17 protein-coding genes are annotated in these 18,336 nt (G+C 70.7%); 10 read left to right on the forward strand and 7 right to left on the reverse strand.

All coding sequences use genetic code 11. The annotated features are described in order from the left end of the window. A complete protein-coding gene (locus tag AB0259_RS01535; RefSeq protein WP_366221068.1) occupies positions 1-1,902 on the reverse strand; it encodes a chorismate-binding protein in 1,902 nt (633 codons plus the stop codon). Between the two features lie 216 nt (positions 1,903-2,118). On the opposite strand from AB0259_RS01535, the gene ispG reads away from it, so the two are divergent. Next, complete coding sequence (gene ispG, locus AB0259_RS01540; RefSeq protein WP_251579309.1) at positions 2,119-3,270, forward strand: flavodoxin-dependent (E)-4-hydroxy-3-methylbut-2-enyl-diphosphate synthase; 1,152 nt, start codon at positions 2,119-2,121, stop codon at positions 3,268-3,270. A 19-nt stretch (positions 3,271-3,289) separates the two neighbouring features. On the opposite strand, the gene AB0259_RS01545 is transcribed toward ispG, so the two are convergent. From AB0259_RS01545 to AB0259_RS01560, 4 genes are all read right to left on the reverse strand, one after another. Further along, positions 3,290-3,751, reverse strand: a complete 462-nt coding sequence (locus AB0259_RS01545; RefSeq protein ID WP_251579311.1) for a VOC family protein — start codon at positions 3,749-3,751, stop codon at positions 3,290-3,292. A gap of 178 nt (positions 3,752-3,929) precedes the next feature. Next, positions 3,930-4,949, reverse strand: a complete 1,020-nt coding sequence (locus AB0259_RS01550; RefSeq protein ID WP_366221067.1) for a 1-aminocyclopropane-1-carboxylate deaminase — start codon at positions 4,947-4,949, stop codon at positions 3,930-3,932. After that, positions 4,946-5,608, reverse strand: coding sequence for a GntR family transcriptional regulator (locus tag AB0259_RS01555; protein ID WP_366221065.1), 663 nt, complete (start codon positions 5,606-5,608; stop codon positions 4,946-4,948). The genes AB0259_RS01550 and AB0259_RS01555 overlap by 4 nt, the downstream gene beginning before the upstream one ends. Before the next feature lie 46 nt (positions 5,609-5,654). Beyond that, positions 5,655-7,088 (reverse strand): RNB domain-containing ribonuclease, encoded by a 1,434-nt coding sequence (locus AB0259_RS01560; protein WP_366221063.1) that lies wholly within the window; start codon positions 7,086-7,088, stop codon positions 5,655-5,657. A gap of 82 nt (positions 7,089-7,170) precedes the next feature. Between AB0259_RS01560 and AB0259_RS01565 the strand changes: the two genes are divergently transcribed. Continuing rightward, positions 7,171-7,989, forward strand: coding sequence for a cation-transporting ATPase (locus AB0259_RS01565; RefSeq protein ID WP_366221061.1), 819 nt, complete (start codon positions 7,171-7,173; stop codon positions 7,987-7,989). Positions 7,990-8,029: 40 nt separating this feature from the next. Next, the gene (locus AB0259_RS01570; protein ID WP_366221059.1) at positions 8,030-8,317 is read left to right on the forward strand and encodes a hypothetical protein; all 288 of its coding nucleotides are present in this window, start codon (positions 8,030-8,032) and stop codon (positions 8,315-8,317) included. On the opposite strand, the gene pcp is transcribed toward AB0259_RS01570, so the two are convergent. After that, positions 8,310-8,945 carry a pyroglutamyl-peptidase I gene (gene pcp, locus AB0259_RS01575; protein WP_366221058.1) on the reverse strand — a complete coding sequence of 212 codons (636 nt, stop codon included), beginning with the start codon at positions 8,943-8,945 and terminating at the stop codon, positions 8,310-8,312. The genes AB0259_RS01570 and pcp overlap by 8 nt on opposite strands. 62 nt (positions 8,946-9,007) lie before the next feature. Between pcp and AB0259_RS01580 the strand changes: the two genes are divergently transcribed. From AB0259_RS01580 to AB0259_RS01590, 3 genes are all read left to right on the forward strand, one after another. Beyond that, positions 9,008-10,801 carry a proline--tRNA ligase gene (locus AB0259_RS01580; RefSeq protein WP_366221056.1) on the forward strand — a complete coding sequence of 598 codons (1,794 nt, stop codon included), beginning with the start codon at positions 9,008-9,010 and terminating at the stop codon, positions 10,799-10,801. Positions 10,802-10,862: 61 nt separating this feature from the next. After that, a complete protein-coding gene (locus AB0259_RS01585; protein WP_251579327.1) occupies positions 10,863-11,942 on the forward strand; it encodes a TIGR00730 family Rossman fold protein in 1,080 nt (359 codons plus the stop codon). A gap of 4 nt (positions 11,943-11,946) precedes the next feature. Continuing rightward, on the forward strand, positions 11,947-12,768 hold the full coding sequence (locus tag AB0259_RS01590; protein ID WP_366221054.1) for a hypothetical protein: 822 nt from the start codon (positions 11,947-11,949) through the stop codon (positions 12,766-12,768). 3 nt (positions 12,769-12,771) lie between these two features. On the opposite strand, the gene AB0259_RS01595 is transcribed toward AB0259_RS01590, so the two are convergent. Then, the gene (locus AB0259_RS01595; RefSeq protein ID WP_251579331.1) at positions 12,772-13,572 is read right to left on the reverse strand and encodes a DUF1206 domain-containing protein; all 801 of its coding nucleotides are present in this window, start codon (positions 13,570-13,572) and stop codon (positions 12,772-12,774) included. Between the two features lie 120 nt (positions 13,573-13,692). On the opposite strand from AB0259_RS01595, the gene nusA reads away from it, so the two are divergent. The 4 genes from nusA to rbfA all read left to right on the forward strand — a co-directional run bounded on the left by nusA (position 13,693) and on the right by rbfA (position 18,336). Next, positions 13,693-14,682, forward strand: a complete 990-nt coding sequence (gene nusA / locus AB0259_RS01600) for a transcription termination factor NusA (protein ID WP_251579333.1) — start codon at positions 13,693-13,695, stop codon at positions 14,680-14,682. A 9-nt stretch (positions 14,683-14,691) separates the two neighbouring features. Continuing rightward, positions 14,692-14,958, forward strand: coding sequence for a YlxR family protein (locus AB0259_RS01605; RefSeq protein WP_251579335.1), 267 nt, complete (start codon positions 14,692-14,694; stop codon positions 14,956-14,958). A 92-nt stretch (positions 14,959-15,050) separates the two neighbouring features. Further along, positions 15,051-17,765 (forward strand): translation initiation factor IF-2, encoded by a 2,715-nt coding sequence (gene infB, locus AB0259_RS01610; protein ID WP_251579337.1) that lies wholly within the window; start codon positions 15,051-15,053, stop codon positions 17,763-17,765. 136 nt (positions 17,766-17,901) lie between these two features. Then, positions 17,902-18,336 (forward strand): 30S ribosome-binding factor RbfA, encoded by a 435-nt coding sequence (gene rbfA / locus AB0259_RS01615; protein WP_251579339.1) that lies wholly within the window; start codon positions 17,902-17,904, stop codon positions 18,334-18,336.

Genomic DNA, 18,336 nt, shown 5'->3' on the forward strand with positions numbered 1-18,336 from the left:
TCACGCCTGGACGGGGCTCAGTGCGTGCGTCACCAGTCGCTCGAGGGTCGTGAGACCGTCGCGCGAGAGGATGGACTCGAGGTGCCCCTGCACCGACGCGTACGCCGGCCCTCGCAGCGCGTAGACGTCGCCGGTCTCGGGGTCCGCGGACACCTCGGTCGCCCCCACGACGGTCGTGCCGGGAGCGACCCGCGCGGTGAAGGTGTTGTAGAAGCCGATGGATGCCGGCGCGCCGAACACGTCGACGGTCTTCTGCAGCCCCTGGTGCGGGCTCGCCAGCGGCGCGAGTTCCATGCCCAGGCGGTGGGCGAGGACCTGATGGCTGAGGCACACCGCGAGCAGCGGAGCCCGGGCATCGAGGCGGGCCGTCACGATCTCGCGGACACGGGCGATGCGGGCGCTGTCGGCGTCCCGCGGGTCGCCCGGTCCTGGGCCCGAAACGACGAGGTCGGCCGCGGCGACGGCCGAGTCCGAGGCATCCGACCAGTGCGCGATCGTCACGTCGAATCCGAGATGCCGCAGTTGGTGGGCGAGCATCGTCGTGAAACGGTCCTCGGCATCCACGACCAGGGCGCGGCGGCCGGCGAGCGGACCGTGCCCGGGCCCGCCCTGCGGGTTCAGCCAGAACGCCGCCAGGCGGGCGTTGCGTGAGGCGAGGAGCTCGGCGATCGCGGGGTCCTCGGCGAGCGGCCGCGTGACGGGCGCGGGAGCATCCTCGTCGATCGTGCGTGCCACGACGTCGCGGGGGATCGCGCCGATGGCGCCCAGCACGCCGGCCGCCTTGCCATGGGTCTCGCCCACCTCGCCGTACGGGTCGGAGTGGCGCACGAGGGTCGCGCCGACCGGTACACGCAGCCCACCGTCGACGACGTACGCCGTGCGGATGAGGATCGGGGCGTCGAGGTCGTGCCCGCCGTCGGTGCGCGGGGTGAAGAGCGCGGCCACGCCGGAGTAGTAGCCGCGCGGGCTCTGCTCGTGACGCGCGATGACGGTGCAGGCGTTCTGCATGGGCGAGCCGGTGACGGTCGGAGCGAACATGGTCTCGCGGAGGATGTCGCGGGGATCCATCGTGCTCGTGCCGCGCAGCATGTACTCCGTGTGCGTCAGCCGCGACATCTCCTTGAGGTGCGGGCCCGTGATGCGGCCGCCGTCGCTGCAGACGGCCGACATCATCTTCAGCTCCTCGTCGACGACCATGAAGAGCTCCTCGGTCTCCTTCGTCGAGGAGAGGAACTCGGTCAGGGTCTCGGCCGTCGCCCCGCCTGCGGGGTGCCGGAACGTCCCCGAGATCGGGTTCATCGTCACGACGCCGCCCTGAGCGCTCACGTGGGCTTCGGGGCTCGCGCCGACGGCGAGGTGCGCGGGGGTCGAGACGAGGAAGGTCCAGTAGGCGCCGCGCTCGTGCTCCAGCAAGGCGCGGAACCACGTGAGCCCCGCGGTGAGCGGGTCGCCGCCGACCTGCGCGACGTAATCCCGGCGGATGACGAAGTTCGCGCCCTCACCTCGTCCGATCTCGTCGGCGATGACCCGGCGCACGATGTCGGCGTACGCCTCGTCGTCGATGTCGAATCCCGCGTCCTCGAGGGTGACGGGGGCCGTCGGCAGCTGAGCGAGGGCGTCCGCGAGGGGAAGGGCGTGCCGTTCGCCGACGACGAGGCAGCGCAGCGGTGCGCCGTCGTCGTGGCACGCGAATCCGCGCTCGACGACCTGACGGAACGGGACGAGGGCCAGGACCTCGTGCGGAGAACCCGTCGCGTCGGTGAGAGGGATGTCGGCGAGCAGCTCGACGTCGACGACGTCGCCGGTGAGCACTTCGACGGTCTCGCCGTCGCGGGCGAGGAGGGCGAAGGGCGTGCCGCTCGCGGCGAGGTCGGCGAGGATGATCGGGGTGGTGCCGGTCATGGGGGATCTTCCGTTCGGGGCGGTCGCCGGAAACGAGAAACGACCGCCGGGCTGTCAGCTCAGGCGGTCGTCGGGATGCACGCGGCGTCCGCCTCAGGCGGAGCGCCACCACGTGCGGTTCGCGAACATGGGGCCGAACCTACCACAGGCGACCCTCGCGGCATCCTCTCGGCCAGGTGCCGTGCCCGACGCTTCCCCGCGGCTTAGGCTGGAGCCGTGCCAGCTGTCAACATCGGGATGCCCCGCGTGCCGGAGGTCCTCGCCCCTCGCCGCAAGAGCCGTCAGATCAAGGTCGGGAAGGTCCTCGTCGGTGGGGACGCTCCCGTCAGCGTCCAGTCGATGACGACCACCCCCACGACGAACATCAACGCGACGCTGCAGCAGATCGCGGAGCTCACCGCCTCGGGCTGCGAGATCGTCCGCGTCGCGGTGCCGTCGCAGGATGACGCCGACGTTCTGCACATCATCGCGGCGAAGAGCCAGATCCCGGTGATCGCCGACATCCACTTCCAGCCGAAGTACGTCTTCCAGGCGATCGACGCGGGCTGTGCGGCAGTGCGCGTGAACCCCGGCAACATCCGCAAGTTCGACGACCAGGTCGGGGCGATCGCGAAGGCCGCCCAGGCCGCCGGGGTGTCGCTGCGCATCGGTGTCAACGCAGGGTCGCTCGACAAGCGCCTGCTGGAGAAGTACGGGAAGGCCACACCCGAGGCGCTCGTCGAGAGCGCCGTCTGGGAGGCCTCGCTCTTCGAGGAGCACGACTTCCACGACTTCAAGATCTCGGTCAAGCACAACGACCCCGTCGTCATGGTGAAGGCCTACCGGCTGCTCGCCGAGCGCGGCGACTGGCCCCTTCACCTCGGCGTCACCGAGGCCGGACCCGCCTTCCAGGGGACGATCAAGAGCGCGACGGCCTTCGGCATCCTGCTGGGTGAAGGCATCGGCGACACGATCCGCGTCTCGCTCTCGGCGCCCCCGGCCGAAGAGGTCAAGGTCGGGCACCAGATCCTCCAGTCCCTGAACCTGCGCGAGCGCAAGCTCGAGATCGTCTCCTGCCCCTCGTGCGGGCGTGCGCAGGTCGACGTCTACACGCTCGCCGACAACGTCACCGAGGGTCTCAAGGACATGACGGTGCCGCTGCGCGTGGCCGTGATGGGCTGCGTCGTGAACGGTCCGGGCGAGGCCCGCGAGGCCGATCTCGGCGTCGCATCGGGCAACGGCAAGGGGCAGATCTTCGTCAAGGGCGAGGTCATCAAGACCGTTCCCGAAGAGGACATCGTGGCCACTCTCATCGAGGAGGCGAACCGTCTCGCTCATGAGATGGGACCCGACGCGCCCCTCGGGACGGCGCAGGTCGTCACCTCCTGACGACCCGGTCGCCCGAGCGTCACTGCAGGCAGAACTCGTTGCCCTCGGGGTCCTGCATCTGCACGTAGTGCTCAGGCCAGGGACCCCAGGTCTGCTCGACCTCCCGGACGACGGTCGCGCCCAGAGCGATGAGCCGGTCGCGTTCGGTCGCGATGTCCGGGGTCCCGTCGGTGCGCCGTGGGGCGGTGACGTCGAGGTGGATCCGGTTCCTGCCCTCCTTCGCTCGATCCGCATGATGGAAGAAGAGCCGCGGGCCGAGTCCGCCGGGATCCTCGGCGACGGCGCGCTTCGCGAGATCCGCGTCGGTCAGCCCCGACGCGAGCAGTTCGCTCCGCAGCGGCTCGTCCCATTCCGCATACGGGTAGCCGAGGACGTCCGACCAGAATCGCGCGAGTGCAGGCGGGTCATCCGCGTAGAAGGTGATGTTGCCGAGCGCCGCCACGGGACCTCCAGGTGTGCGATGGGGCGGGATGCCGGCCACGGTACTCCTGAACGCGGTGAGCGACGAGCGTCGTATGCCCACAGCGGGATGGGCGTCATCGAATGAACGGACGGCGTGAACGTCCTCCACGTCAGCCGAGCGGATCTCGGCTTCGATGTCGACGTCGCCGAGCGCGTGCTCGCGCTCGGCGGTTCCCGACCCCGGGATACGCTGCCGGTCAGCTCCAGAGGGAGTGGTAGGCGTTGATCGCCGGCTGCCCGCCGAGGTGCGCGTACAGAACGGTCGAGTCCTTCGGGATGTCGCCGCCCTTCACGAGATCGATGAGGCCGGCGAGCGACTTGCCCTCGTAGACGGGGTCGGTGATCATCGCCTCGAGCTGCGCGCCGAGCGCCATCGCCGCCATCGTCGAGTCGACGGGGATGCCGTAGAGGTCGCCGGCCCATCCTTCGAGCACCTGGATCTCGTCGTCGCGCAGGTCGCGTCCGAGCTCGATGAGCTCCGCCGTGTTGCGCGCGATGCGGGCCACCTGATCGCGCGTCTTCTGCAGGGTGGCGGAGGCGTCGATGCCGAGGACCCGACGCCTCACTCCGGTCAGCTCCTCGAGAGCGGCGAAACCAGCGATCATGCCCGCGTGGGTGGATCCCGTCACTGTGCAGACGATGATCGTGTCGAAGAACACGCCCAGCTGCTTTTCCTGCTCGGCCACCTCGAACGCCCAGTTCGCGAAGCCCAGGCCGCCGAGGCGGTGCTCGGAGGCTCCCGCAGGGATCGGATAGGGGGTGCCACCGGCATCCTCCACCTCCTGCAGCGCCTGCTTCCAGGAGTCGCGGATGCCGATGTCGAACCCCGCGTCGTCGAGCCGCGAGTCCGCGCCCATCATCCGGGACAGCAGGATGTTGCCGACCTTGTCGTTGACGGGTTCGTCCCAGGGCACCCACTTCTCCTGCACGAGGCGGGCCTTCAGGCCCAGGTGTGCGGCGACGGCGGCGACCTGACGGGTGTGGTTGGACTGGTACCCACCGATCGACACGAGCGTGTCCGCGCCGCTGGCGAGGACGTCCGGAACGATGTATTCGAGCTTGCGGGTCTTGTTGCCGCCGAAGGCGAGTCCGCTCGAGACATCCTCTCGCTTGGCCCAGATCTCGGCTCCGCCGAGGTGCTGGGTCAGGCGCTTCAGGTGCTGCAGCGGGCTCGGCCCGAAGGTGAGCGGATGCCGGGGGAACTGGTCGAGGATCACGGGGTCTCCTGGGGGGTGGTGTCGGTCAGCAGATCGAGCCAGAGGCCTTCGGCGACGGCCGCCGCGGCGTGGGCGTCACGCGCGGCGCAGTGGAGGATGAGCTCGGCGTGGCGGGCCGCGGAGGTCTCCGCATCGCTCGAGGCGAAGCGCAGGCGCTCGGCGCGCTCGAGCACCGGGCCGTAGAGCGCGAGGACCGTGCGGACGGCGTCGTTGTCGGCACGCTCCACGGCGACGGCGTGGAACTCGTGGTCGGCCTCGAGCGCCGCAGTGGTGTCGCCGGCATCATGTGCGGCGATGAAGGCGTCGTTCGCCAGCCGCATCCGTTCGATGTCCTCGTCGGTGAGGCGGTGGGTCGCTTCCACGACCGCGATGCGGTGCATCGATGCGACGACGGCCGCAGCGTCGCGGACCTTGCGGTCGTCGACGGGGGCGACGACCGTCGATCGCCCAGGGAGCGCGAGCACGAGCCCCGAGCGTGCCAGGTCGAGAAGCGCTTCCCGGACGGGTGTCCGCGAGACGCCGAGCCACGTCGCGAGTTCGGCGTCTCGGAGCTGCTCGCCGGGCGCGAGGGTCCCGTCGACGATCGCGTCGCACAGCCGAGCGCGGACCTCGTCGCGCAGCAGACCGCGCGGCGGGAGAGAGGTGGAGGGAACCGGCATGCAATATATTGCACACTCTCGCGTCGCCCGACGCAAATCGACGCACTCAGGCGACCGCGAACTCGACCCGTCCGCCGATGACATCGGCAGCGACCAGCCGCACCTTCAGGGCCTCTCCCGGCTCCGCGTCCACCTCGGCGAGCGTCGTTTCCAGCGGCGGCGACGAGAGCGCGACGCGAGCCCCGTTCTCCCGGCGGCGCAGGACCACCGCGTCGAAGACCTCGCCTTCCCGTCCCGAGAGGACGGCCGCGGCGACGTGGTCGATGGCGGCGGCGTCCACCTGCGCGGCGACGCGCGACGAACGCTCCATCACCTCCGGCAGCTCTGCGAGCGACTGCCGGACCTCGTCCGGGACCTTCAGGCCGTTCGCCAGCGCGTGGCACACCAGGAGCGACCAGCGGTCGACCAGGCGCCGCAACGGAGCCGTCGTGTGCGCGTAAGGTGCGGCGATCGCCGCCTGTGTGGTCAGGTCGGGCAGCTCGCCGTCGAAGACGGTGTAACCCGCGCCCCGGAAGAGTCCCGCCGCCTGTTCGCGGATGGCGCGCCCGACCGGCGTGCGGGGCAGGTCGCGCAGGTAATCCCCGTAAGCGACCTCGGCAGGCCACGGCACGCCGAGCGCCACCGTCTGCGCCCGGAACGCCTCGACGTCGTCATCGGATGCCGGTGGCATCGTCCGCAGGATGCCCACCCTTCCGCCGAGCATGAGTTCGGCGGCGGCCATTCCGGTGAGGAGGGAGACCTGTGCGTTCGCGTCCTCGAGCGGCACGCCGTCGTCCACGTCGAGGTCGTAGCCGTTCGGCGTCGGGACGACGCGGATCTCGGGCAGGTTCAGACTGGCGCCGCCGCGTTCGCTCTCGCGGCGGGCGCGCTCGTCCCCGAACCACACGAGGTGCGCGATGGTCTCGGGGGCGTCGCCGCGATCGAGCGAGGCCTGTGCGTCGACGTACGACCACTGGGCGCGCGATCGGATCACCGCCCGGGTCAGCGTCGTCGTGACGGGGCGGGCACCGGCATCCAGCTCGAAGCGCCAGACGAACGCGCGACGATCACGGTCGGGCAGAAGAGAGGCGGCGTCCTCGCTGAGCACGGCGGGATGCAGCGGGATGCGGCCGTCGGGCGCGTACACCGTCTGCCCGCGCCGCCGGGCTTCGGCATCGACCGCGCCGCCGAACGGGACGAAGGCAGGCACGTCGGCGATCGCGTAGTGGAGGACACCGCCGCCGTCCGCGGTCCGCTCGAGGTGCACGGCCTGATCGAGGTCGGTCGATCCCTCGGGGTCGATCGTCAGGAACGGGATGTCGCGGAGGTCCACGAGCTCGGACGATGGGGCGACCATCACCTCGCGCGCCGACCGCTCCGCCTCCCCCTCCACGGTCGGGGGGAAGCCGGCGGGGAGATCGAACCGCTCGCGCAAGGCCGCCAGAGCCGCTCGCACGTCGGATTGAGGGGCGGAGATGAGGCGAGCGCGGCGTGAGGGCACGCGGTCAGTGTAGGCCGGGCGGTCAGGCGGCTCCTCGGATCCCTCCAGCACTTCCATAGAGCAGACGCATACCGTCATCGGCATGAGCAAATTCTCGCGACTGATCGGCATGGCCGCCAAGGCTCTCGACTCGTCCTCCTCATCGCAGTCCTCCTCGGGACGAGCCGACGGTGCGGGGGACTGGCGGGGCATGGTCCGCTCCGCTGCCGACGCCCTGACGGGGGACCGGCGGGGTGCGCCGGATGCCCGGGGAGTCGCGCCGACCTCGTCGGGATCACCGGTGGGTCTGACCCCGCCGGCCGCGGGATCCCCGACATCCGCGGAGCACGGCCGGCTGTCGGCGGCAGACCGTCAGGCGGTCGCGCGGTACGACTACCTCCTGCAGACCGCCGATCCGCATCAGGTCGAGGAGATCCATCGCGAGGCGTTCGCCCGACTGACCCCCGACCAGCGCGCGCACGTGCAGTCGAGGATGACGTCCGAGCTGCCCGCCCACGAGCAGCCCCGCTCGTCGTCGCCCGCGGACCTCGCCCGCGCGGCGGCGCGCGGCGAGGCGGCGCGACCCGGCCTGCTCAAAGGACTCCTGGCCCGTGCGGGGTCGGGTCGCGGCGCGGGTCGCCTGGCCGGGGGCGCGGTGATCGGCGCCGGTGCGGGCATCCTCGGAGCGGTGGCCGCCGGCGCCATCGTCACCTCGGTGGCAGGACCGCTGCTGGCGCAGGCCGCTGGCATGGGGGTCGACTTCGACGCGCTCGCCGAGGGTGTCGACCTCGACGGCATCGCGGGGGACGCGCTCTCGGGTGTGGGCGAGCAGGTCTCCGGATTCGGCGAGCAGGTGTCGGGCCTCGGCGACGGTCTGAGCGGCTTCGGGCTGCCGGGGCTCGACGACTTCCTGGGCCGCTGAATGCTCCTGGGCGGGGGCGTCCTGCCCTAGCACCGACATCGTGCGTGCCTGCGACTGGTCGGAGCTGACCGACTTCCGCGAACTGCAGGTGGTCATCGTGCCGGGAGCGGCGGGGATGTGCCAAGAGGTGAACGACCGGCTCGGCGGCACCGTCTGGGCGATCGACGGTGCTGACGCCGCCGAGATCGAGGAGGACGACAGGTCGCGCCTCCTCGTCCGCGGGGACGACGGCCTCATTCTGGTCGAGGGCCGTTTCAGCGATCCCGAGCGACCCGTCAACATGGATGACCTCCGCGCGGTGGCGCAGGAGCTCCTCGCCCTCAGCTGACCTCGCCGCCGGCCGCGCTGACGTCGCGCTCCGCATCGAGCGACACCCGGATGGCGACCTCGAGGGCGTCGATGAGGACACCGAGCGGCAGAGAGGGTGCGTCGGCGGGCCCGTGCCCTGCCGCCCAGGGCATGTGGATGAAACCCGCCCTGACCGGTGTGCCGTCGGTGGCGTGCAGGGCGGCGTACATCACCGCGTTGCAGACGAACGTGCCCGCCGTGTGCGAGACCGTCGACGGGATGCCGCGGTCCGTGAGGGCGGCACTGATCGCCTTGATGGGGAGGGTGCCGAAGTACGCGACCGGCCCGCCGTCGACGACGGGTGCGTCCTGCGGACGGTGACCCGCGTTGTCGGGGACGCGAGCATCGGCCAGGTTCACGGCGACGCGCTCGGGAGTGACCACCGCCCGTCCACCGGCGAGCCCGGTGGCGATCACGACGTCGGGTCGGTGCTCCTGCAGGAGTGCGGCCAGTCGTGCCGTCGCGCCGTCGAAGGTGACGGGCAGGATGTCGGTGACGAGCCGTTCCGGCCCGGCCCACCGCGCGGCGACCCCCCGGACCGCCTCCCCGGAGGGATTCACCGCGTCACCGGCGAACGGGTCGAAGCCGGTCAGCAGGACGGTGCGCATCCATCCAGGCTAAGCGCCTCACCGCCGCGGCGGGAGAGCGCGCGCACCTAGACTTGACGCTCGTGGTCACCCGTCTCTCGACATACTTCCTCCGCACGCTCCGCGAAGACCCGGCCGACGCCGAGGTCACCAGCCACCGTCTGCTGGTGCGCGCCGGCTACATCCGCCGCGCCGCCCCGGGCATCTTCACCTGGCTGCCGCTGGGCCTTCGCGTCAAGGCGAAGCTCGAGCAGATCATCCGCGAGGAGATGGCGACCGCCGGGGCATTCGAGGTCCACTTCCCCGCCCTCCTTCCGCGGGACCCCTACGAGCAGTCCGGACGGTGGACGTCCTACGGCGACGGCATCTTCCGGCTGCAGGACCGCAAGGGCGCCGACTACCTCCTCGCCCCCACGCACGAGGAGATGTTCACGCTGCTCGTGAAGGATCTGTACTCGTCGTACAAGGACCTTCCGCTGACGATCTTCCAGATCCAGGACAAGTACCGGGATGAGGCGCGGCCCCGCGCGGGCCTGCTCCGCGGCCGTGAGTTCACGATGAAGGACGCCTATTCGTTCGACTACACGGACGCGGGGCAGGATGCGTCGTATCAGTCGCAGCGGGATGCGTACGAGCGGATCTTCACCCGGCTCGGTCTCGAGTACGTGATCGTCGCCGCCGACAACGGGCTGATGGGGGGCGCGCGCAGCGAGGAGTTCCTCCACCCCATCGCGGTCGGCGAGGACACCTTCGTCCGTTCGGCCGGTGGGTACGCCGCCAACGTCGAAGCCTTCACGACCGTCGTGCCCGACGCCCTGCCGATCCCCGACGGGGCGCCGGTCGTCTTCGACTCGCCGAACACTCCGACGATCGAGACGCTCGTCGCCCACGCGAACGCCCACCTCGACGCGCCGGTCCCCGGTGTCGCCGGTCCCGCGACCGACGGCGCCCAGGCGTGGACGGCGGCCCACACCCTGAAGAACGTCGTCCTCGCGCTCACGCACCTCGACGGCACCCGCGAGCTGGTGGTCGTCGGCATCCCGGGAGACCGCGACGTCGAGGACAAGCGCGCCGAGGTCGCCTTCGCGCCCGCCGCCGTCGAGGCCGCGACCGAGGCCGATTTCGCGAAGCACCCCGGTCTCGTGAAGGGGTATATCGGCCCCTGGTCGGCGAGCGGGCCGGTCCTCGGCGAGGAGTCCGCCACAGGCATCCGCTACCTCGTCGACCCCCGCGTCGTCACGGGCACGGCATGGGTCACGGGTGCGAACGAGCACGAGAAGCACGCGCACTCTGTCGTCATGGGCCGTGACTTCGCGGCCGACGGTGTCATCGACGTCTCCGATGTGCGCGCCGGGGACCCCGCGCCCGACGGTTCGGGTCCGGTCGAACTGGCACGCGGTATGGAGATCGGGCACGTGTTCCAGCTGGGGCGGTTCTTCGCCGAGACGCTCGGGCTCAAGGTGCTCGACGAGAACGGCAAGCTCGTCACGGTCACCATGGGCTCGTACGGCATCGGTGTCACCCGCATCCTCGCGATCCTGGCGGAGCTGAACAACGACGATCGCGGGCTCATCTGGCCGGAGTCGATCGCGCCGTTCGACGTGCACGTCGTCGCGACCGGTCGCGATGCGGCGGCGTTCGAGCTCGCCGAGACGCTCGCCGCCGACCTCGAGTCCGCGGGCCGCGACGTGCTCCTCGACGATCGGCCGAAGGTCTCGCCGGGCGTGAAGTTCGGCGACGCCGAGCTCGTCGGTGTCCCGTGGATCCTCATCGTGGGACGAGGTGCCGCCGAGGGGCAGGTCGAGCTGTGGGACCGCCGCTCGGGCGAGCGCACGACGCTGGCCGCCGCCGAGGCGGTCGCGGCGCTCACCGCCTGAGCTGCAGCATCCGTCGTCATCCGTTCACCCGACGGAAGCCGGATCGTGACAGCCTGGGGAGATGTCGCCGAGTTCCGCATCCTCCCTCGACGGTGACGTCACCGACGCCGTCCGCGCCCTCCTGACGGAAGCCGGTGTGACCGACGACGCCGATCTCGTCGCCCGCATCCTCGTCACGGGGCTGGGGATGGGGGTCGACGACACCGACCGACTCGACCTGAAGATCGCGTCGGCCGCGCTCGCGGAGATGCGCTCCGCGTTCGCGCTGTTCGCGCCCTACCGGGCGAACCCGAAGGTGACCATCTTCGGCTCCGCGCGAACGCGCCCGAACGATCCGCTGTACCGGGCCGCCGCCGACATCGCCGGTGCGCTGGCGCAGCGCGGGTGGATGGTGGTGACGGGCGCCGGTCCCGGCATCATGCAGGCCGCTGCGGAAGGGGCGGGACCGGACCACTCCCTGGGGGTCTCGATCCGGCTGCCGTTCGAGGAGAAGCCGAACGCGGTGATCGCCGAGGCGGACCGCGTCGTCGCCATGAAGTACTTCTTCACGCGCAAGCTCATGCTCGTGAAGGAGTCCCGCGGCTTCGTCTGCGTCCCGGGAGGCTTCGGCACGCTCGACGAGCTGTTCGAACTGCTCACGCTGCAGCAGACGGGCAAGGCCGAGCCGACGCCGATCGTGCTGCTGGACGCTCCCGGGGGGACGTTCTGGCAGGGGCTGGAGAGGTTCGCGGCGGACCACCTGATCCCCTCGGGGGTGATCTCGCCGGATGATCTCGACCGGGTGCTCGTGACCGACTCCGTGGCGGAGGCCGAGGCCGAGATCACCGGCTTCTGGCGCAACTACGACTCGCTGCGCTGGATCGGTTCCCGTCTCGTGCTGCGGCTGTGCGCGGAGCCGACGGATGCCGAGGTCGACGACCTGAGTCGGCGGTTCTCCCACCTGCTGACCGGCGGACGCATCCAACGCACCGCACCCCTGCGCCGGGAGCGACAGGACGGCGACCGGCTGGAGCTGCCGCGGCTGCTGCTCGACTTCGACCGTCACCGCATCGGCGAGTTGCACCACCTCATCCGCGCCGTCAACGAGCTGCCCTCGGCGCCGCCCGCGAGCCCACCGATCGAACCGCACGCCGTACCCTGAGGCCATGATCCGGCTGCCGCGTCGCGTCGCCCTCGCGGCGCTGCTCGCGGCGGGATTCGCGCTTCCGGCCGGCTGCGCATCGGCACCCGTTCCCACCTCGACCCCGAGCCCTGCCGTTCGGGTCTGGTTGCATCAGGAGCGCTCCGACGAGGCGGCCCGCAGAGCACAGATCCGGATCGCGAACGACTCGCCGGACGAGCTGGACGTGCGGAGCGTCCGTCTCGTCGACGACCGCCTCGGCGACGCGGTGGAGACGGAGGGGTGGGCGCTCGGTCCTGGCGAGTCGATCGACCTGCCCGTGATGCTCCCCGAGGTCGCGTGCGAGGACGAGTCGCCCGACCGGGCGTGGGAGGTCACCCTGGAAGACGGCGAGCTGCTGCGAGGCGCGCTCGAGGACGCTCTCGGGTTCCTCGACCGGCTCCGCGCCCGGGAGTGCCTGGCTGCCGAGGTCGCCCGAGCGGTGAGGGTGTCGTGGGGTGAGGTGCGGGTGCCGGCGTCCGGTGATGCCGTGCTGCCGCTGCGGATCGAGACGATCGACGCCTCGGCCGACGTAGCCGTCGTCGCGGTCCGGTCCACGAACCTCCTCCAGTTCGGCCCTGGCGTGGCGATCTACCCGGTCGGGGGTCGCACAGGGACGTTCGAGGTCCCCCTCGTCCCGCAGCGATGCGATCCGCACGTCGTGCAGGAGGACAAGCGCGGGACCGTCTTCGGTGTCGACGTCGAGGTGCGCGGAGAGGCAGGGCGGATCGAGGTGGCGGCGGGGGAGCGCAACAGGGCGCGGATCCTCAGCTGGGTCGCCGAGATCTGCCGGTTCGGCGGGAGGTGACCGTCAGAGCTTCGCGTAGCGGGTGCGCAGGAAGCTGAAGACGGCGTAGACGACGAGGCCGAGCCCGACGAGGAAGACGAGCGCGGGCCCGATCATCTGCTCCAGCAGGGCCTCGATGGCGGCGTCGAAGCCGCCGGCGGCCGCCGAGTCCTGCTTGACCGCCGCGACGATGAGGAGGATGCCGACGATGAGCACCGACATCCCCTTCCCGATGTAGCCGAGGACCCCCGACACGGTGACGGCGGTGCCCATCGGGCCGCTCGGAATGCGGACCTGCTTGTCGAAGGACCGGCGGACGCCGATCGAGGCGAAGACGAGCGCTCCGATCACGAGGCCGACTCCGGCCGCGGCCACGACGAAGACGCCTCCGGGTGTGTCCAGCAGGCCGCGCGTGATCTCCTGAGCGGTGCGGTCGCCGTCGGGGCGGGCGCCGAGCGCGACCGTGATCGCGATGGCGCCGAGGGCCAGATAGACGAGCGACTGGCCGGCTGCCGAGCCGCGCCGTCCCCAGGCCGAGGCATCCCTGCCCTTGGTGAGGAATGCCCGCAGAGCCTGGAACAGTCCCAGGGCGGTCAGGAGGAGACCGAGGATCCACACGAGCAGCAGGCCGAGAGGAGCCTCGAGCAGGGACTTGAAAACGCCTGCCTGATCGGACTCGCCGCGTCCACCGAAGGAGATGACGATGACGACGACCCCGAAGACGAGGTGGACGACGCCGTTGGCGGCGTAGCCCCCGCGGGCCAGCGCCCGGGCGACGGGGGAGCGGCGCACACTGCGTGCGGCCTCCTCCACGGCATCGGTCATCCGTCGATCTTCTCAGGTCGCACGCGGTCCCATCGGGTAACGTTGGTGGGATGCCGCGACGCACCGGGAGACCGGGCGTGATCGCGGCGCCGTGTTGAGCAACTGAAAAGGGAGGCACCTGTGGACATCGACCTGGGGCTGCTGCGGACTGTCGAGCGCGAGCGGGAGATCCCGTTCGACGAACTGGTCCGGATCATCGAGCAGGCCATCCTGACCGCTTACGCGAAGCACACCTCTCCCGACGGTGAACTCCCCGACGGCGCGCGCGCCCGCCTCGACCGCAAGACCGGTCACGTCGCGGTCTACATCCCGCTGCGCGACGAGGAGGGCGCGGTCATCGGCGAGGAGGAGTCCACGCCCGACGACTTCGGCCGGATCGCCGCCTTCGCCGCCAAGCAGGTCATCAGCCAGCGACTGCGCGACATCGCCGACGACGCCGTGCTCGGCGAGTTCAAGGGCAAGGAGGGCGACATCGTCGCCGGTGTGGTCCAGCAGGGTCCGAACCCCCGCATGGTGCACGTCGACCTCGGCACGATCGAGGCGATCCTGCCCCCCGAGGAGCAGGTCCCCGGCGAGGACTACGCACACGGCTCACGCCTGCGTGTCTACGTGACCTCGGTGTCGAAGGGTCTGAAGGGACCGCAGATCACCGTCTCGCGTACGCACCCCGGCCTCGTCCGCAAGCTCTTCGCCCTCGAGGTCCCCGAGATCGCCTCGGGCGTCGTCGAGATCGTCTCGCTCGCGCGGGAAGCCGGCCATCGCACCAAGATCGCGGTCAAGGCGAACGATCCGGCCGTCAACGCGAAGGGCGCCTGCATCGGGGAGCTCGGTCGCCGCGTGCGCGCGGTCACGGAGGAGCTGGGCGGCGAGAAGATCGACATCGTCGACTACGACGAGACGCTGCCCAAGTTCGTCGCCAACGCCCTCTCGCCGGCCAAGGTGACCTCGAGCTTCGTGCTCGATCAGGCCACGAAGGCCGTGCGCGCGCTCGTCCCCGACTATCAGCTGTCGCTGGCGATCGGGAAGGAAGGGCAGAACGCCCGGCTCGCGGCGAAATTGACCGGCGCGAAGATCGACATCCAGCCCGACAGCATTCTCGACGAGTCCTGACGCGGTAGGATGGAACCTGTTCGAACGTGCGTGGGATGCCGCGCGCGTGCCCCCCGGTCCTCGTTGCTTCGCATCGTGGCCCGGGACGGTGCCCTCGTCATCGACGAGAAGGCCGTCCTGCCGGGAAGGGGCGCGTGGGTGCATGACACGGACAGGTGCGTGAGCACCGCCCTCACACGACGCGCATTCGGACGCGCACTACGGGCATCCACTCCACTGGACACAGCGGAACTGGATGCGCGGACCACCAGAGAATCCCTCCAGCGAAACGGCTGAACGGCTATGGACACAAAGTGAACGGCTCGAAATGAGACCCGTCCGCGAATGACGGTCCGCCCTGTCCGGGGCGGGCCCCAGACAGGAGAATTGTGGCAAAACCACGCGTGCACGAGATCGCTTCCGAGCTCGGCGTCGACAGTAAAGTCGCCCTCGCGAAGCTGAAGGAGCTCGGCGAATTCGTCAAGAGCCCCTCATCCACCATCGAGCCCCCTGTGGCTCGCAAGCTCCGCGCCGCCCTCGAGGCGGAAGGCGTGAAGGCACCTGCCGCCGCGCCCGCGAAGCCCGCGGCGAAGGCCCCGACATCCGGCGTGACCCCCGGTCCCCGCCCGTCGGCGCCCAAGCCCGCCCCGGCCCCCGAGCCCGCCGCGCCGGCGGCGCCCGCTCCGTCGGCCGCCGAGAAGCCCGCACCGTCGGCTCCCGAGGGCGGCGCGCCGAAGCCCGGCGCCCCCGCTCCCGCCAAGCCCGCCCCGCAGGCACCCCGTCCCGGTGGTGCCCCGCGCCCCGGCAACAACCCCTTCGCCAGCTCGCAGGGCATGGGTCAGCGTCCCGCCGGCCCCCGTCCCGGCAACAACCCCTTCGCGTCGTCGCAGGGCATGGGCCAGCGTCCGACCCCGGGCAACATTCCGCGTCCGCAGGCGCCGCGTCCCGGCGCCCCCCGTCCCGGCGCGCCGCGTCCCGGTGGCGCCGGTCGTCCCGGTGGCGGCGGTCGTCCCGGCGCACCCTTCCAGCAGCGTCCGGGCGGTCCCGGTCGTCCCGGTGGCGGCGGCTTCGGCGCTCCGCGTCCGGGAGCCCCGGCTGGCGGTTTCGCCGGTCGTCCCGGTGGCGGCGGTGGCCGTGGCCGTGGGCCCGGTGGTGGTACCGCCGGTGCCTTCGGTAAGGGCGGCGGCAAGTCGAAGCAGCGCAAGTCGCGTCGGGCGAAGCGGCAGGAATTCGAGATGCGGTCGGCGCCGGTCGTCGGCGGCGTCAACGTCCAGAAGGGCAACGGCGAGGTCATCCGGCTCCGCCGCGGCGCATCCATCGCGGACTTCGCCGACAAGCTCGAGGCCCTGCGCGGGTACACCGTCCAGCCCGGCACCCTGGTGACGATCCTCTTCAACCTCGGCGAGATGGCCACGGCCACCGAGTCGCTGGACGAGGCGACGTTCGAGATCCTCGGCGAGGAGCTCGGCTACAAGATCCAGATGGTCTCGCCCGAGGACGAGGACAAGGAGCTCCTCGAGGGCTTCGGTCTCGACCTCGAGGCCGAGCTGGAGGCGGAGAACGAGGACGACCTCGAGATCCGTCCTCCCGTGGTCACCGTCATGGGCCACGTCGACCACGGTAAGACCCGACTGCTCGACGCCATCCGTCAGACCAACGTGGTCGCGGGCGAGGCCGGCGGCATCACGCAGCACATCGGTGCGTACCAGGTCTGGACCGAGCACGAGGGCATCGAGCGCGCCATCACCTTCATCGACACCCCCGGTCACGAGGCGTTCACCGCCATGCGTGCCCGTGGTGCGCAGGTGACCGACCTCGCGATCCTCGTGGTCGCGGCCGACGACGGCATCATGCCGCAGACGGTCGAGGCGCTGAACCACGCTCAGGCGGCGAACGTGCCGATCGTGGTCGCGGTCAACAAGGTCGACAAGCCCGACGCCAACCCGGCGAAGGTCCGTCAGCAGCTCACCGAGTACGGCCTGGTCGCCGAGGAGTACGGCGGCGACGTCATGTTCGTCGACGTCTCGGCGCGTCAGAACATCGGCATCCAGGACCTCCTCGACGCCGTGCTGCTCACCGCCGACGCGGGTCTGGACCTCACGGCCAACCCGAACAAGGCCGCGCGCGGTGTCGCGATCGAAGCGAAGCTCGACAAGGGCCGCGGTTCGGTCGCCACGGTGCTGATCCAGTCGGGAACGCTCCGTGTCGGTGACGCGATCGTCGCGGGCACCGCCTACGGACGCGTCCGCGCCATGATCGACGAGAACGGCGATGCGGTCGAGGAGGCCTACCCGTCGCGTCCGGTCCAGGTGCAGGGTCTGAACTCCGTGCCCCGCGCCGGTGACGTCTTCATCGTCACCGAAGAGGACCGCATGGCCCGCCAGATCGCCGAGAAGCGTGAAGCGGTCGAGCGCAACGCCCAGCTGGCCAAGGCCCGCAAGCGCATCTCGCTCGAGGACTTCACCCGCGCTCTCGAAGAGGGCAAGGTCGAGTCGCTCAACCTCATCATCAAGGGTGACGTCTCGGGTGCCGTCGAGGCCCTCGAGGAGTCGCTGCTCAAGATCGAGGTCGACGACAGCGTCCAGCTGCGCATCATCCACCGCGGTGTCGGTGCGATCACCGAGTCGGACATCAACCTGGCGACGATCGACAACGCGATCGTCATCGGCTTCAACGTCCGCCCCGACACGAAGGCCCGCGAGCGTGCCTCCCGCGAGGGCGTGGACGTCCGGTTCTACTCGGTCATCTACAACGCGATCGACGACGTCGAGCAGTCGCTCAAGGGCATGCTCAAGCCGGAGTTCGAAGAGGTGCAGTCGGGTGTCGCCGAGATCCGCGAGGTGTTCCGCTCCTCGAAGTTCGGCAACATCGCCGGTGTCATCGTCCGCTCGGGCACGATCACGCGCAACGCCAAGGCGCGGGTCATCCGCGACGGCGTCGTGATCGCCGACGGCCTGGCCATCGAGTCGCTGCGCCGCTTCAAGGATGACGTCACCGAGGTCCGCACGGACTTCGAAGCCGGTATCGGCCTCGGCAAGTACAACGACATCCAGATCGGCGACGAGATCGAGACGACCGAGATGGTGGAGAAGCCGCGCGGCTGATCTGCAGGTTGCTACGGCGATGGATGCCGCCGGGATAACGGGACCCCCAAGACCCCGACTATCCCGGCGGCATCCATCGCCTCCGCAGTTCCTTCGTCGGCCGATCGCGGGCGGGGGAGAGAAGAGGAGAAGGATTATGGCCGGGGAACGGCAGGCACGGTTGGCGGACCGCATCCGCGTGCTCATCGCGGAGCGCCTCGAGAAGGGGCTGCGCGACCCGCGGCTCGGATTCGTCACGATCACCGACGTGCGCGTCACGGGTGACCTGCAGCACGCGTCGGTGTTCTACACGGTCTACGGCGACGACGAGGCCCGCGAGGGCACGGCTGCGGCGCTGAAGGCCGCGACGGGGATGCTGCGCAGCGAGGTCGGGCGTCAGCTCGGCACGCGCCTGACCCCGTCGCTGGAGTTCATCCTCGACGGGCTGCCCGAGAACGCGGGCCACATCGAGGACCTGCTGCGCGAGGCGCGTGAGCGCGACGCGGCGGTGGCCGCCACCGCGGCCGGCGGCAGCTACGCCGGCGAGGCGGACCCGTACGTGAAGCCGCGCGAGAGCGACGACGAGGACTGA

It is taken from the genome of Microbacterium sp. NPDC080005, assembly GCF_040702445.1.
Taxonomy (GTDB): Bacteria; Actinomycetota; Actinomycetes; order Actinomycetales; family Microbacteriaceae; genus Microbacterium; species Microbacterium oleivorans_D.